Origin of the sequence: Streptomyces sp. XD-27 (assembly GCF_030553055.1) — a bacterium.
Lineage (GTDB): Bacteria > Actinomycetota > Actinomycetes > Streptomycetales > Streptomycetaceae > Streptomyces.
Genome location: NZ_CP130713.1, coordinates 1,211,208 through 1,225,808, shown reverse-complemented (window position 1 = coordinate 1,225,808; position 14,601 = coordinate 1,211,208). Strand labels below are relative to the sequence as shown.

Genomic DNA, 14,601 nt, shown 5'->3' with positions numbered 1-14,601 from the left:
AATTGCCCCTTGTCGCCCGGCCGTGCGTCTTGACCGGTCCAAGATCGGCTTTGCTCCCAAGCGACTCCCTGGCCCACGGGTTGGAGAGTGTGGCGGGATGGCGTCGGCGAGATATCTGAGCAGCTCACGGCGGTTGAGGGCGTTAGCCTCGGTCGTCGGTTCGGTTCACGGTGAGGCGATGCCCCTTGTCGGTTGCCGTCTTCTGTTGACTCCCGGAGGCGGGAGCGGCGTTGGTGACTGCTGTGGGCCTGGCGATCGCCGTTGTTCGCCTCATGCGACGGGGGATACGGCACCCCGGGGGCGACCGATGAGCGGGTGCTTCGCGGCTCGCTGCCTCCGTGCTGTCTCGAAGGACTTGGTCGGCAACCAGGACTCCAGTCGTAGATCGTGATCTTCAGCGTCGGAGGTCTCTCTGGTGGCGGTAGTGGTCGGCTTGGTGGGGGTGTGGGGGCGGCACGTAAAGTGCCCGGATGGTCGGGGTACCAGAGGCATTCGCGCGGAGCACCATCGAGCGTGAGAGAGCCCGGAGTGGCGGGGCTGGCCGAACTTCCTCGGATCGTGGAGGAGTTGTTGGGGCGCTGCCGGGGCGTGCGGATGGCGGGGTCATGCATGGGTGGTCGGGCTCGTCGTGCCGGTGCGATGGCGGGCCGAAGGGACGGCTGTGTTGAAGGTGTCGTTTCCGCATCCCGGTAATGTTCGTGAGCCGGACGCGTTCGCGGCGTGGGGCGGGCGCGGTGCTGTCCTGCTGTACGAGCGCGACGACGAGTGTTTCGCGATGCTGCTGGAACGGGTCCACGCGTCGACCTTGGCCTCAATCGCCGCCTGGCCATCCCCGCGTCGCCTGGCCGGCTACGGTCACGGGCGGCGGTGACCGGGGCCGCGGATCCCCGCGGAGCCCACACTGAGCCTGTGAAGCACTGGTCCGTTGGCCGCAGGTTCGAGTCCTGGGTAGGAGTCACAACCGAGGGCTGGTCGTACCGGACCCCCTGCTACCTACGGAGACGCCCTGATTATGACGATGTCGGCGCGTCTGCCGAAGACGCGGGCCCGTTGATGGCCAAGGAGGGTCTGGGGCTCTCTCCTCGCCCACGGGATCGCGGCAGCCGCTCGGTGGCCTCGCAAGCAGCCAAGAAGCACAGGTGAGGGTGGGAGATTCATCAATGCCCGGCGAGCCCGTCGTCGGAGCCCTTCGTCCAGGCCGGCCCGGGGATGCCAAGATCGAAGGCCGGTCATGTCCGCGTCAGCTCTGTCGGTGTGCTGCCCGGGTCCTTCCTGCCTTGATCACCTGGACCGGAGTCCAACCATGGCCATATCCCGGGTGTCCGCAGCAGCTTCGATACTCTCAACCGTCGCTGTCGGCGCGCTGCTCGTGGGCTGTTCCTCATCGAGCACACCGCAACTGTCTGCGGACAAGCTTGCCACCAAGGTCGCCGAGATGCTGGCTGCGGAAAAGGGCCTGTCAAAGCCGCAGGTCACATGCCCCGAGGACCTCGTCGGCAAGGTCGGCACCACCACCCGGTGCACGCTCACAGCGGACGACGGCAGCACCTTGGGCGTGACGGTCACCGTGAAGTCGGTCGATGGCTCCGAGGTCAACATCACGGCCAAGGCCGACGACACGGTTACCCCGGCGCCATCATCGAGCTGACCATTGATTCGGGTGATACCGCCCGATGCTGAGACTCAGCCAGGAGCTCCTCGACCCCGATGACCAGCCGCTACTCCAGGAGACTCATGGTCTGGTCGATCGCCGGTACGCGATGGTCGACGTCCCGGTATCCGGAGCTGTAGCAGCCGGCGCGGACTGCTCCTTGGCTGCGTAGGTGAGGACGACTCGCCGACAAAGCCAGTCCCTGAGGGCTACCCGGCGGATCACGGGCGGAGCCAGAGCCGGAGGGCGGCAACAGTGACGGTGCCGTCCCGTCGGACACCGCCTAAGACCACCGAGTCCTGTGGGCCTTCCGCCTCGCCTTGCCCCCCGTAAGAGCGCCCACCTCCTGCGGCATGCCGGGCCGCCCGCTGGGCCGACAACTACGGCAGCCCCGTGATCCATTCACGCGCGCACCGGGCCTGGCACCGAGGAGCGCACGCATGCGCCGAGCCGCGTGGCACGACATCAGTCGAATCGGGCCGCGAAGCGCCGCCGCAGGTCGCTGTAGTCCCAGGCGGGGAAGAGCCCGGGAAAGTGGTCCAGCATCGCTGCAAGGCCGGTGCGGATGTTCTTGAAGTACGGATCGGTGAACGGGACCTCGTCGGTAAACAGGTACTGCCACCCGTACGTGCCCTTGGTCAGAACCAACTGTTCCAGGTATCCGCTGTAGGTGAGATCCAGCCGTACCAACTGCTGGCTCCACCCCTGGACCTCGTTCATGTCCATGTCGTAGTACCAGATCTCCAACGGGTCGGTCTGCCGCTGGATCCGGATCGCCGCGAGCTGTCCTGCCGCCGTGAGCGGGGTGTCGTCGATGACACGCAACTCGGGGCAGAGCTCGGCCCCCGGCCAGCCGGAGGGGATCAGATCGGGCGGATACTTCCTCACCGCGGTGAATAGATCGGTGATGCGGAACTCGCCACCCAGCTCCGGCAGACCCACCCCGGGTGCGCTCCGCCAGAGGTTGGCGAGCTCGGTGATGCGTGGGCTGTTCACGCACAGTTCGGAGCTGAACACCACGCCGTCCCACTCAGGTAGGTAGCTGAACAGCACCGGCGTCCTCTCGAAGATCTGGCCCAGCTCGCCGGTCAACGACCGGTCCACCGCCAGGTGCGGGCAGTCCTGCAACTCCTGTTGGGTCTTGAGTAGCCGTTGCTCGATCGGAGTGGGGGCACGCATGGGCCGAGCCTAGCCAGGCGGCGTCATCTCCGCCCACCGAACTGCAGGTCGATGATCTCCATAACTGGGACATAGCGCGTAGTTCGGCTACGAATCGGCAGTCGCCGTGACATGCGGGCCTTCGCGAGTCCGCGATGATCCACCGGACAAGCCTTAGGTCGGCGAGACTCTTAAAGTGGCGCAGAAGAGGAGAACTGGCGCGCGGCTGGCCGACAAGGCCTACTCGTCCCGGGTGATCCGCTGCCACCTGCGGCGGCGCGGAATCCGGGCGGTGATCCCGCAGCCCGCCGACCAGGCCGCCAACCGAACGCGGCAGGGCAGCCGTGGCGGCCGCCCGCCGGCCTTCGACCGTGAGGCATACAAACAGCGAAACACCGTCGAACGCTGCATCAATAAGTTCAAGCAGTGGCGCGGCCTGGCCACTCGCTATGACAAGACCGCCATACCTCACCAGCACGAGGCATACGCCGCCCTCGTCGCCGAGGCCGCCAAGTACGAGAGCCACATGCTCCGGGTGTACCTCAGCACCATCGACCCCGGGATGCAACGCCGCTGGAACGACACTCTCACCACCCAGGACAACGAAGCCCTTGTTTTCGCCGCCGCAGCCGTCCGCCTCGAAGGACCGGCGCATCTCGCTGATCTGGCCCACGGGATCGAACGCGCTCGAATCACGTCTACGGCGCCGTGCTGGAACTCCAGGATGCCGAGGACCCCGTCACGTCTCCCGCGAACGCGAAGTTCAACGAGCGGCACAACACCTTCAAGGACAGGGCAAAGGCGTTCGTCGAAGCCGCCAGCGCACACCTCAACGGCTCGGATGGTCGTCAATGGACCTATGCTTCAACTCCGCATCGTCAGCTTCGGATACGGATCCGGAAGCCCTGGCCCGCCTGTGACCTCCTCTTCGACGCCCCGCCACCTCGGCCCGCCCGCGCACTGGGGAGCATGATCTTGACCATGGACGACAGCGAACTGCAACTGGAGTGGTTCAGCCACCTCACTCGACGGCGAGGGGAGCCGCCATGCGGACCGGAATCGTCATGACAGCAGGGCCGGGTGTGGAACACCTGGCCGCCCGGGCGGAGGAACTCGGCTTCGACAGTTTCTGGGTGTACGACACGCCGATGATCCACGGCGATCCGTTCGTGAGTCTCGCACTCTGCGCCAAGTCCACCCACCGGATCAGGCTCGGCATCGGTGTCACCTCACCGGCACTGCGTTCCGCGCCCGCCGCGGCGGCGGCCGTCAGCAGCCTCAACGCCCTCGCCCCCGGCCGCATCGTCTGCGGGGTCGGCACCGGCAACACGGCGCGCCGTACGCTCGGCATGCGGCCTACGAAGATGGCGGAGCTGGAGTCGTTCACGGCCGCCCTACAGGATCTCACCGCGGGCCGCGAGTCGGACTACCGCGAGGGGACCCGGTCCAGCAGGGTGCGATTCCTGCACGTCGGGCCGTACGTCAACACCGAGGCTCCCGTGGAGTTCGTCGTGGCCGCGTTCGGCCTGAAGGCTGCCGCGGTCGCCGGCCGGCTCGGTGCGGGAGTGATCTCCTTCGGGATGCACGACCCCGCGGCCTGGTCCGCCCTCGGCCAGGCCCGGCGGGCGGCGGCGCGGGACGCGGGCAGCGCCGAGAAGACCCGTTCGTATCTCATGTCCTCCCTGCATGTCCTCGCCGACGGCGAGGACCGCTACGGCGATCCGGTCAAGGACTCGATGGGGCACATCGCACTGAGCGCACTGATCCTTGGCGCGGAGAACCCCGCCTTCCGCGCGGCCCTCCCTGTAGAAGAGGCCGCAGCTGTCGACCGTCTGCTCCAGTCGCGCGGCACCGCCCCCACCGATCCCAAGCTTCACCAGGCGCTCTACCGCAACTACCTGGGTCGGCTGTCCCCGAGGACCGCGAGCTCATCGTGCCCTCCCTGGTGGACAAATTCGGCCTGGTCGGTACCAGGGGCGAGGTCACCGAGCGGATCAACGTGCTGGAGAAGTCGGGGGTCGACGAGCTGGTGATCCAGCCCGTTGTGGACCCGGAGACCGAAATGGCCGAGCTCGCACGGCTGCTGGCCTGACACTCAGCGAAGGACGGCCGTCGGATCGTCCAGCGGGCCGCTTGGGCTGCGGTTCGCGGTCGAGCAACTCGGCGTCGATCCGGTCGAGTGGTCCGCGTACGGGGTGCGGAAGCAGAGCCGCTACGAGCATGCCTGGGAGATCCGGGACGCCTTCGGCTACCGCGAGTTCGGCGAGGCCGAGTCGGAGGTCACGAGCGTTCCTGGCGGCGCGGGTGTGGCGTCGGTGGAGGGGCCGCGGGCGCTGTTCGACCGGGCGGTGGTGTGGCTGGTGGAGAACCGGGTGCTGCTGCCGGGGATCACGACGCTGACCCGGCTGGGTGGCCGAGACCCGGGCCCAGGAGATGGCCGAGCGGTACCGGACTGGACTCGGCGGTGCCCGGTGAGCTGCGGCAGGCGATGGTACGGGATGGGCTCGAAGGGGCCGAGCCTGCGGGACCTGGAGGAGACGCGGAAGACCGCGACGATGCTGGCCACGGTGAGGCACCTGGAGACCGCCTCTGTGGACGACGCCCTGGACCTGCTCGACGTGCTGATGGGCAGCCGTCGATGCCCCGCGCTACGTGCGGGGCACCGACCCCCGCCATCGGGTCAGGCACGCATGAGGGCGCGGTCCGGAGCGATGGTGACGTGGCTGTCGACAGGGGTGCCGAAGTTGAGGAAGATCGCCGGAACCGTGCCAGCAGCGTCGTTGCTGGCGAGGGCGGAGCGCTCTGGCGAACAGCGTCGCATCAATCGCCAAACTCCTCGGGGTCTCCGTCGGCACTCTCTACAACCACATCCCCGACCTGCAGGAGCTGCGGGCGAGCCGACTCCCGCGCCACATCGAGCCCATCGCCCGCTGAACCGTCTGTCACGTGGCCACGGCGACGGCGTCGTGGTCGGCGAACAGTTCTTGGAGTACCTCTCGGGTGCTGTCCATCGCGGTGACGATGGAGACGCACAAGCCCAGCGCGCGGGTGGTGTCCGCCGGCGACAGGGAGCTGTCCAGTCCGTGAACGAGCCGATTGCGGATGCGGCGGGCGCTCGCGCGGACGGCGAGGGTGAGCGTGGTGGCCAAGCTGCCGTTGAGGTTGTTCTCGCTGAGGCGGTGGTGGAGGCAGGCGATCCGGGCGTCGAGCTGGCCGTGCAGTAGGTAGGTTTCGCCCGACGCGGTGGCCATGAAGTCGTCCAGGAGGTCCGTGGCGCGGTGCGCGTCGGCGACCACGTCCACCAGCGTCTGCGTCCTGGCACCGCCGGCACCGCCGGCACCGGCGGCTTCGGACGGCGGCACCGGCAGGGTGCCGGGGACTTCCACCTCCTGGTACGCGGCATAGGGATCCGGCTGCCGGGGAAGCGGAACTTCCCGGCTGGGTGCCGCGTGCCAGTACACCAAGCCCCAGCCACACTCTGCGTCCAGGCTCTCCTCGATCGCCCGCAGCACACCGGCCTCCGCCGCGGCCAGCAGAGCGTCGAGCGCTGCGTCGGCGTCGTGGTTCATCGTGCACCTCCGGATGTCAGGCCCAGCGCTTCCTTGGGATGAGCACGAGCACGTGCGAGGTTCTGACGAACCGCCGCGGGCTGCATGCCCAGTGCCCCACCGATCTCAGCGGTGGTGAAGCCGTCCAGATGCCACGCCATCACCTGACGCTGCTTCATCGGCAACCGGCTCAGCGCCGCGTAGACGCGGGCCTCCTCCTCGCGCAGCACCACCGCGTCCAGCGGGCAGGAGAACACCGCCCGATCCGGCCCCTCGTCGGTCAGTTCCTCCTCCAGCCGCGGGGACTGCCGCAGATACAGGCGGATCGCCACGGTGCGCAGCCATGCGGCGCGGGGTCTCGATGATGTGCCAGGAGGAGAACGCCTCGATGAAGGCTTCCTCATGCTGTTGTCAATGCGGCTTCGAGTGATCGTGGCCCGTTCCGGGGCCTGGCCTGGATCTCCTGTTGGAGCGGCGGCCCGGCAGCCGCCGCTCCAGCCCTTACTCGCCGATGGCTGCCCGATAGCCCGCGGCATCGAGAAGGTTGTCGAGCTCTGCCACGTTGGACGGCCTCAGCTTGAAGATCCACGAGCCGTACGGATCGTTGTTCACCTCTTCGGGGCTGCCGGCAAGGTCCTCGTTCACGGCGAGAACCTCTCCCCCGACGGGGGCGTAGATGTCGCTGGCGGCCTTGACGGACTCCACGACCCCAGCTGCGTCGCCAGCCGCGAAGACCTTCCCGACTTCGGTCAGCTCAACAAAGACGACGTCGCCAAGCGCTTCCTGCGCGTGGTCGCTGAGGCCGACGCTCACAGTGCCGTCGCTCTCAAGGCGTACCCATTCGTGGCTCTCTGCGTAGCGCAGTTCGACAGGGATGTTGGACACGGGCGTTCTCCAATCAAGGCGATGGCCACACGGCCGCTGCCATCTTGCACGACAGAGAGCAACCCCTTGATCACTTTCGGGCGAAGTCGCTGGTCGCAGTCAAGCGGTTGCAGCAGCCGGCGGTGTGACCTGGTACTGCCGTCGGTCACGAATCAGGGCCCACAGGACGTTGACACGCCGGCGGGCCAGGGCGAGCACGGTCTGGACGTTGTTTCTTCCCCTCGGCGCGTTTGCGGTCGTAGAACTTCCGCGAGTTCGGGTCGCAGCGGACACTGACCAGCGCGGAGGTGTAGAAGACCCGCTGGAGCCGCCGGTGGTAGGTGACCGGCCGGTGGAGGTTCCCGCTGACCCTGCCCGAGTCGCGGGGTGCGGGGCGACGCCGGCGAAGGCCGCCAGTGCGTCAGGGGAGTCGAAGCCGTCCAGGCCCCCGCCGACGGCGGCCAGGAACTCTGCGCCGAGCACAGTGCCGATTCCGGGGACGCTCAGGACGATGTCGGCGAGCTCGTGTTCGCGAAACCGGCCCTCGATGAGCTTGTCGATCTCGGAGGTCTGCTCGTTGAGGGCCATCACCTCCTCGGCCAGGGTGTGGACCAGCTTCGCGAAGGTCTTCTCCCCGGGGACGGAGGTGTGCTGCCGCTCAGCGGCCTCAACTGCCGTTTCTGCAAGGTACTTGCGTTTCTAACCTTGCGGTTGGCCAGCCACTTGGTCAGCCGCGTGATGCCGGCCCGGCGGATCGCGGCCGGGGTCTGGTGGCCGTTCAGCAGCTTGAGCGGGCCGGTGTTGGTCACATCCAGGGCTCGCTCCAGGGCCGGGAACATGCTCAGCAGGGTGCCGCGCAGGCGGTTCACCACGCGGGTGCGGTCCTCTACCAGGTCGGCCCGGCGTCCGGTCAGCAGCTTGAGTTCGATCGCGGCTTCGTCGCCGGGGCGGATGGGGCGCAGATCGCGGCGCATCCTGGCCTGGTCGGCGATCACGTAGGCGTCGCGGGCGTCGGTCTTGCCCTCGCCGCGGTAGCCGTCGGATGCCCGGTTCACCAGGCGCCCGGGGATGTAGAGGACTTCCTGGCCGTGGTTGACCAGCAGGGCCAGCAGCAGCGCGGGCTCGCCGCCGGTCATGTCGATGGCCCAGGTGACCTGCCGCCCGTCGGCCAGGTCGAGGACGTCGCCGATCAGCTTCAGCAGCTCGGTCTCGTCATTGGCGACCCGCCGCGACAGCAGGGTCTTGCCGCGGCGTCCAGCGCGAGGCCGTGGTGATGGCCCGTGCCGCTGTCGATCCCCGCCCATATTCCTGACGTGCTTGTTCGTTCGGCTCGTACCACGGACGACTTCGCCGGCATTGCTCTACGCAGCGACTTGATGCAGCGACTTGTTCGCACTTCCTAATCGGCGGCCGAGTCGTCGTGGGGTGTCGGGCGGCGAAGCCTGCAGAGTCACAAGTCAGCAGCCGCCTGATAGCAACACCCGGCACCCCTGGGTGACCCAACCCTACGAATGGCTCGATCAACCCGATCAGAAGGTAGAGCCGTCTGACTGCGATGACGTGGCCGTCGTAATAAATTCTGCGATCGGACGTAAGAGACCGTGAGGCTCGTGCCTCGCACGTCTACTTAGGAGAGCCCTCCATGAGCATGGGCAACTGGGTATGGCCCGGCGCCGTAGAGCGAAGACCACGCCTTCGGAATTGCCCCGCGGGTGCGGGGACGACCCCTTCGACGGCAGCCGGGCCGGGCAGCACCACCTCTCCTTCGAGGTGGACGCCATTGCGGAGGCCCGCGCCGCCGAGGAGCTCCTGCGCGAACTCGGCGCGGACTTCGCCCATCACGGCGTGGTCGCCCACGGCGAGGGTGCCTCCTCCGGAGGGATCTTCTTCACCGACCCGGACGGCACCCGCCTGGAGATCTACGCAACCACCGGGGCCGAGGACGCCCCCGTGCCCTCAGCGGCGGCTCCCACCTGCGGTTTCTTCTAGTCAGAACTGGCACTGAGAGGAAGGGGAGCAGCCATGACCGGCAGCCCGAGTCCGAGTCCGAGTCCGAGTCCGTACGGGCCTGGGGAGCGTGCCGTGCAGCGCCGGGCCGGAGTGATCGCCCAGGCCGATCACTCCGGGCTCGCCATCGGCAACGGCATCCGGGATGTGGCCGCGGCCTTCCTCGGGCTTCAGCCGATGCTGGTGATCGGTGCGGCGGATCAGGGCGGACAGGTGTGGAGTTCGCTGCTCACCGGTCCGCCCGGGTTCGTCACCGCCACCGGCCCGCACTCCATCGGCATCACCGGCCGGGTGCACCCAGGCGATCCGCTGGCCTCCACCCTGGCGAAGGGCCCCACGAGCATCGGCACCATCGCCCTGGACCCACGTACCCGGCGCCGGATGCGCCTCAACGGCACAGCCCGACCGTCCGCGCGCGGGCTGGCCGTGGAGGCGAGGCAGGTCTTCTCCAACTGTCCCAAGTACCTGCAGAAGCGGTTGCTGGAGGAGGCCGTACCGGGCCGGGCCCCCGGCGCTGTGCGCCGAGCCGCCGTGCTCAGCGAGGCGCAGACGGACGCCATCCGCACTGCCGACACCTTCTTCATCGCCACCGTGAGCGCCGGGGACGGTGCTGCGGCCACGTCCGGCCCCGCCGACGCCAGCCACCGCGGCGGCCTGCCCGGCTTCGTTACCGTGGTCTCGCCCACCCGGCTGAGCTGGCCGGATTATCCGGGCAATGCGATGTTCCTGACCCTGGGCAACCTGGAGGCCGATCCGCGTGCCGGGCTGCTGTTCGTCGACTGGGTGTCCGGAGACACCCTGCAGCTCACCGGCACCGCCCGCACCGAGTTCAGCGAGTCCGGGCGCACCGTTCACTTCGCTCTCGACGAGGTGGCCTGGACCCCGGCCGCCAGCCCACTGCGCTGGTCCGCCCCGGAGTATTCGCCCGCCCACCCTCCCCTGAGGGGAGCGTGAACGCCGCATCGGGGTCAGCCTCCGCTGACTGGCCCCCGGTCCAGGGGCCTGCCACCCCTCAGGCGCGGACCAGGCGTGCGATGGCCTGGGTCGCCTCACTCACCTTCGACCGTGCCTCGTCGCCGCCCTGGGTGAGGGCCTCGGAGACGCAGCAGTTGAGGTGTTCTTCAAGGAGGGTGAGGGAGCAGGACTGCAGAGCGGCGGTGGTGGCTGATATCTGGGTGAGGACGTCGATGCAGTACGTGTCCTCCTCGACCATGCGCTGAAGTCCGCGTACCTGCCCTTCGATTCGGCGCAGGCGCCGACGGATCTTGTCCTTGTGGTCCTCGTAACCGGCCATGGGAGTCCTCATCTCGTGGGTGCAGGGATGCCAATGAGCGCGGTGTGCCAGTGAACGCGGAAGGGCGGACCGGGTCGCCCGGTCCGCCCTTCCGCGGTGGTCTCCGGGTCAGCCGGTGGTGGGCTGGAAGCGGCGGAGGCGGAGGCTGTTGCCGACGACGAAGACGGAGGAGAAGGCCATGGCGGCTCCGGCGATCATCGGGTTGAGGAGGCCGGACGCGGCCAAGGGGAGGGCGGCGATGTTGTAGGCGAAGGCCCAGAAGAGGTTGGACTTGATGGTGGCCAGGGTGCGGCGGGCCAGGCGTATGGCGTCGGCGGCTGCGCGCAGGTCGCCCCGGACCAGGGTGAGGTCGCCGGCTTCGATGGCGGCGTCGGTGCCGGTGCCCATGGCGAGTCCCAGGTCGGCCTGGGCGAGCGCGGCGGCGTCGTTGACGCCGTCGCCGACCATGGCCACCGAACGCCCCTCGGCCTGGAGCTTCTTGACGACGTCGACCTTGTCCTGCGGCATGACCTCGGCGAGGACCTCGTCGATGCCGACCTCGCGGGCGACGGACTCGGCCACGGCCTGGTTGTCGCCAGTGAGCAGGATCGGGGTCAGGCCCAGGGCGCGGAGCCGCCGGATGGCCTCGGGGCTGGTGTCCTTGACCGCGTCGGCGACCTCCAGGACGGCGCGGGCCTGGCCGTCCCAGGCGACCGCGATGGCGGTGCGTCCGGCCGCCTCGGCCTCCGCTTTGGCCCCAGCCAGCGCGGCGGGCAACGTCATCGCCCACTCGCTCAACAGCTTCTCGCGTCCCACGAGCACCGCGTGTCCGTCGACGACGCCCTGGACGCCGAGGCCGGGGATGTTCGCGAAGTCCTCCGGGGTGGGGAGTGCGCCGATCCGCTGGGCGGCGCCGGTGGCGACGGCCTGGGCGATGGGGTGCTCGGAGGCGTGCTCCAGCGCGCCGGCCAGTCGCAGCACCTCCGCCTCGGTGACGTCGTCGGTGGTGTGGATGGCGAGCAGGGTCATCTGGCCGGTGGTGACGGTGCCGGTCTTGTCCAGGACGATCGTGTCGATGGTGCGGGTGGTCTCCAGGACCTCGGGGCCCTTGATGAGGATGCCGAGCTGGGCGCCGCGCCCGGTGCCGACCATGAGGGCGGTAGGGGTGGCCAGGCCCAGGGCGCAAGGGCAGGCGATGATCAGTACGGCCACGGCCGCGGTGAACGCAGCGGTGAGACCGGCGCCGTTGCCGAGCCAGAAGCCCAGGGTGGCCAGCGCCAGGGTGATGACGACGGGGACGAAGACGGCGGAGATCCGGTCGGCGAGCCTCTGGGCGGCGGCCTTGCCGTTCTGCGCGTCCTCCACCAGCTTGGCCATCCGCGCCAGCTGGGTGTCGGCGCCGACCCGGGTGGCCTCGACGACCAGGCGGCCGCCGGCGTTGAGCGTGGCACCGGTGACGCTGTCGCCGACCGCGACCTCCACCGGCACGGACTCACCGGTGAGCATGGAGGCGTCCACGGCGGAGGCACCCTCGACGATGACGCCGTCGGTGGCGATCTTCTCGCCGGGCCGGACCACGAACCGGTCGCCGACCACCAGCTGCTCGGTGCGGATCAGCTCCTCGCGCCCCTCCCGCAGGACGGTGACCTCCTTGGCGCCCAGCTCCAGCAGGGCCTTGAGGGCGGCGCCCGCTTTGCGCTTGGAGCGGGCTTCGAAGTAGCGGCCGGCGAGGATGAAGGCGGTGACTCCGGCGGCGGCCTCCAGGTAGATGTTTCCGGCGCCGTCGGTGCGGTTGATGGTCAGCTCGAAGCCGTGGGTCATGCCGGGGGTTCCGGCGGTGCCGAGGAAGAGGGCCCACAGGGACCACAGGAACGCGGCGCTGGTGCCCACCGAGATGAGGGTGTCCATGGTGGCCGCGCCGTGCCGGGCGTTGGTGAGGGCGGCGCGGTGGAACGGCCAGGCTGCGTACGTCACCACCGGCGCGGTGAGGGTGAGGGACAGCCACTGCCAGTACTCGAACTGCCAGGCCGGGACCATGGCCAGAACGATCACCGGGACAGCGAGCATCACGGCGGTGATCAGCCGCTGCCGCAGCGGCCGCAGCTCGTCGGCCTCCTCGGCCGCCGGGGCCTGCGTGCCGCCTGCGTCGGGGGTCCGCGTACGGGCGGGGGCAGGCGGGGCGGCGGTATAGCCAGTGGCCTCCACGGTGGCGATCAGGTCCTCGACGCTGATGTCACCGGCGTAGTGGACCTTGGCCTTCTCGGTGGCGTAGTTGACGGTGGCCTCGACCCCGTCCATGCGGTTGAGCTTCCTCTCGATCCGGGCGGCGCACGAGGCGCAGGTCATCCCGCCGATGGCGAGTTCGACCTCGGCCGTCTCGGTAACCGTGGTGGTCATCACTGCTCCTCGGGCTTGAGGGGAGGGTGGGTGGGTGCCGGAGCCCGGTGGGGGCGGCCGGGCTCCGGCGATGGGTGGAGGTGGTACGGGAGTGGAGCGCCGGATCAGGCGGCGCGGCCGGTGACTTCGTATCCGGCCTCGTCGACGGTGGCGGCGATCAGGGCGTCGTCCGGCTGACCGGAGGTGGTCACGGTGACCTGCCCGGCGGCGAGGTCCACCTCGACGGCCAGCACGCCCTCCAACGCCCCGATCTCCTTGGTGAGCGTGGCCTTGCAGTGCCCGCAGGTCATTCCAGCGACGTCGTAGACGGTGCGGGCGCCTTCGGCCGCCGCCTTCGCGCCGCCGCCGCTGCTGGAACAGCTGTGGTCGGGGGTACAGCAGGACGACGCGGGCGTAGCGGTCTCTTCGGTGGCGGCGGTGACGGTTGCGGTGGTGGACATGGCTTCCTCCTGAGTTGGCGCTGATACCCCGTGGGGGTATCGCTCGGCGATGTGGTCATGTATACCCCCGCCCCGTATCTCGGTGCAACACTTTCCCGGGCTTGACTTCATACCCCTGGGGGGTATCTTCGAGGTTCGTGGAGCCGCCGATCGAAAGCGGCCATTGCGAAGGGACCGCCTCATGAACACAGCTGTGAAGACCGGAGCGTTCGTCGCCGCACTCGCCGCGGCGTTCGGTGTCGCCTACGGAGCGGGGGCGGCGATGGATCCGGTCGCGGACCCTGAGCCCGCCGCCCACGCCCACCACGGCGCACACGACAAGGAGGAGAGGACGGGGAAGAAGGGGGAGACGGCGGCGGACGCCGGGCACGCGGCGGGCGGCCTGCAGATCTCCGAGAGCGGATACACCCTGGACCTGGACACCCCGCGCATCGCGTCAGACCGCAGCACCGAAGTCCGCTTCTCGGTCCGCGACGCCGCCGGGCGCAAGGTCACCGCGTACCGGAAGGCCCACGGCAAGGAGCTGCATCTCATCCTCGCCGGCCGCGATCTGACCACCTACCAGCACCTACACCCGGCCCGCGCGGCCGACGGCACCTGGCGCACCGACGTCAAGCTGCCCAAGGCGGGCGACTACCGGCTGTTCACCGACTTCACCCCCGCCGCCAAGGGCGCCGGGAACCTCACCCTGGGCGCGGACCTGGCCGTGTCGGGTACGTACCAACCGGCAGCGCTGCCCAAAGCCACCCGCACCACCACAGTGGACGGCTACACCGTCAACCTCGAAGGTGACCTGACCCCCGGAAAGGCCCGCGAGCTGACCCTCAAGGTCGCCAAGGACGGCCGCGAGGTCACCGACCTCCAGCCTTACTTGGAGGCGTACGGCCACCTGGTGGCCCTGCGCTCGGGCGACCTGGCTTACCTCCACGTCCACCCGGGCGGCCACCCGGGCGACGGCGTCACGAAGCCAGGCCCGGCGATCTCCTTCACGGCCACCGCGTCCAGCTCCGGTACGTACCGCCTCTTCCTGGACTTCAAGCACAACGGGACGGTCCGCACTGCGGCCTTCACCCTCCCGGCTACCGCCCCAGACGGCGAGGAGAAGGCGGCCCTCGCCCCGCACGGCGAGGAGAAGAGGGAAGCGACCTCAGCCGAGACCGCGGAGGGTGGCCACCAGCACTGACCGAGGGCGAGGCCGGGCGCGGTCGGTGCCCACGCCGCGGCGGGGGATCCAGGCTGGCTCGTGACCGGCGTGCCCATGAA

Annotated in this window: 12 protein-coding genes and 5 pseudogenes; 8 read left to right on the top strand and 9 right to left on the bottom strand. The window is 69.1% G+C overall.

Going from position 1 to position 14,601, the window contains the following annotated elements; genetic code table 11:
* Nucleotides 1-613 precede the first annotated feature (613 nt).
* Complete coding sequence (locus Q3Y56_RS05240; RefSeq protein WP_304460792.1) at nt 614-871, top strand: aminoglycoside phosphotransferase family protein; 258 nt, start codon at nt 614-616, stop codon at nt 869-871.
* A gap of 432 nt (nt 872-1,303) precedes the next feature.
* Nucleotides 1,304-1,648, top strand: a complete 345-nt coding sequence (locus Q3Y56_RS05235) for a DUF4333 domain-containing protein (RefSeq protein ID WP_304460791.1) — start codon at nt 1,304-1,306, stop codon at nt 1,646-1,648.
* A gap of 468 nt (nt 1,649-2,116) precedes the next feature.
* Here Q3Y56_RS05235 and Q3Y56_RS05230 read toward each other — a convergent pair whose 3' ends face one another.
* Nucleotides 2,117-2,830, bottom strand: a complete 714-nt coding sequence (locus tag Q3Y56_RS05230; RefSeq protein ID WP_304460790.1) for a hypothetical protein — start codon at nt 2,828-2,830, stop codon at nt 2,117-2,119.
* 184 nt (nt 2,831-3,014) lie between these two features.
* Here Q3Y56_RS05230 and Q3Y56_RS05225 point away from each other — a divergent pair.
* From Q3Y56_RS05225 to Q3Y56_RS33360, 3 pseudogenes are all read left to right on the top strand, one after another.
* Nucleotides 3,015-3,269 (top strand): annotated as a pseudogene (locus Q3Y56_RS05225) (transposase); the annotation flags it as partial.
* Nucleotides 3,270-3,855: 586 nt separating this feature from the next.
* Nucleotides 3,856-4,901: pseudogene (locus Q3Y56_RS05220) on the top strand (LLM class flavin-dependent oxidoreductase).
* A pseudogene (locus Q3Y56_RS33360) lies at nt 4,852-5,208 on the top strand (DUF4158 domain-containing protein); the annotation flags it as partial. The pseudogenes Q3Y56_RS05220 and Q3Y56_RS33360, both read left to right, overlap by 50 nt.
* 281 nt (nt 5,209-5,489) lie before the next feature.
* Here the strand turns inward: Q3Y56_RS33360 and Q3Y56_RS05215 are convergent.
* The 5 genes and pseudogenes from Q3Y56_RS05215 to Q3Y56_RS05195 form a co-directional block, all read right to left on the bottom strand.
* The gene (locus Q3Y56_RS05215; RefSeq protein ID WP_304460789.1) at nt 5,490-5,630 is read right to left on the bottom strand and encodes a hypothetical protein; all 141 of its coding nucleotides are present in this window, start codon (nt 5,628-5,630) and stop codon (nt 5,490-5,492) included.
* 121 nt (nt 5,631-5,751) lie between these two features.
* On the bottom strand, nt 5,752-6,378 hold the full coding sequence (locus tag Q3Y56_RS05210) for a hypothetical protein (RefSeq protein ID WP_304460788.1): 627 nt from the start codon (nt 6,376-6,378) through the stop codon (nt 5,752-5,754).
* Nucleotides 6,375-6,689: a sigma-70 family RNA polymerase sigma factor gene (locus tag Q3Y56_RS05205; RefSeq protein ID WP_304460787.1), complete on the bottom strand. Its 315-nt coding sequence runs from the start codon at nt 6,687-6,689 to the stop codon at nt 6,375-6,377. The genes Q3Y56_RS05210 and Q3Y56_RS05205 overlap by 4 nt, the downstream gene beginning before the upstream one ends.
* Before the next feature lie 169 nt (nt 6,690-6,858).
* Nucleotides 6,859-7,242: a glycine cleavage system protein GcvH gene (gene gcvH / locus Q3Y56_RS05200; RefSeq protein WP_304460786.1), complete on the bottom strand. Its 384-nt coding sequence runs from the start codon at nt 7,240-7,242 to the stop codon at nt 6,859-6,861.
* A gap of 99 nt (nt 7,243-7,341) precedes the next feature.
* Nucleotides 7,342-8,578: pseudogene (locus tag Q3Y56_RS05195) on the bottom strand (IS110 family transposase).
* 386 nt (nt 8,579-8,964) lie between these two features.
* Here Q3Y56_RS05195 and Q3Y56_RS05190 point away from each other — a divergent pair.
* Nucleotides 8,965-9,210: pseudogene (locus tag Q3Y56_RS05190) on the top strand (VOC family protein); the annotation flags it as partial.
* A 33-nt stretch (nt 9,211-9,243) separates the two neighbouring features.
* Entirely contained in the window at nt 9,244-10,182 is a 939-nt protein-coding gene (locus Q3Y56_RS05185; protein WP_304460785.1) for a pyridoxamine 5'-phosphate oxidase family protein, read from the top strand.
* 58 nt (nt 10,183-10,240) lie between these two features.
* On the opposite strand, the gene Q3Y56_RS05180 is transcribed toward Q3Y56_RS05185, so the two are convergent.
* The 3 genes from Q3Y56_RS05180 to Q3Y56_RS05170 form a co-directional block, all read right to left on the bottom strand.
* Nucleotides 10,241-10,522, bottom strand: coding sequence for a metal-sensitive transcriptional regulator (locus Q3Y56_RS05180; protein WP_304460784.1), 282 nt, complete (start codon nt 10,520-10,522; stop codon nt 10,241-10,243).
* Nucleotides 10,523-10,630: 108 nt separating this feature from the next.
* Complete coding sequence (locus Q3Y56_RS05175) at nt 10,631-12,898, bottom strand: cation-translocating P-type ATPase (RefSeq protein WP_304460783.1); 2,268 nt, start codon at nt 12,896-12,898, stop codon at nt 10,631-10,633.
* 104 nt (nt 12,899-13,002) lie between these two features.
* Complete coding sequence (locus tag Q3Y56_RS05170; protein WP_304460782.1) at nt 13,003-13,338, bottom strand: heavy-metal-associated domain-containing protein; 336 nt, start codon at nt 13,336-13,338, stop codon at nt 13,003-13,005.
* A 181-nt stretch (nt 13,339-13,519) separates the two neighbouring features.
* Between Q3Y56_RS05170 and Q3Y56_RS05165 the strand changes: the two genes are divergently transcribed.
* The gene (locus tag Q3Y56_RS05165) at nt 13,520-14,521 is read left to right on the top strand and encodes a hypothetical protein (protein ID WP_304460781.1); all 1,002 of its coding nucleotides are present in this window, start codon (nt 13,520-13,522) and stop codon (nt 14,519-14,521) included.
* Nucleotides 14,522-14,601: the final 80 nt, after the last annotated feature.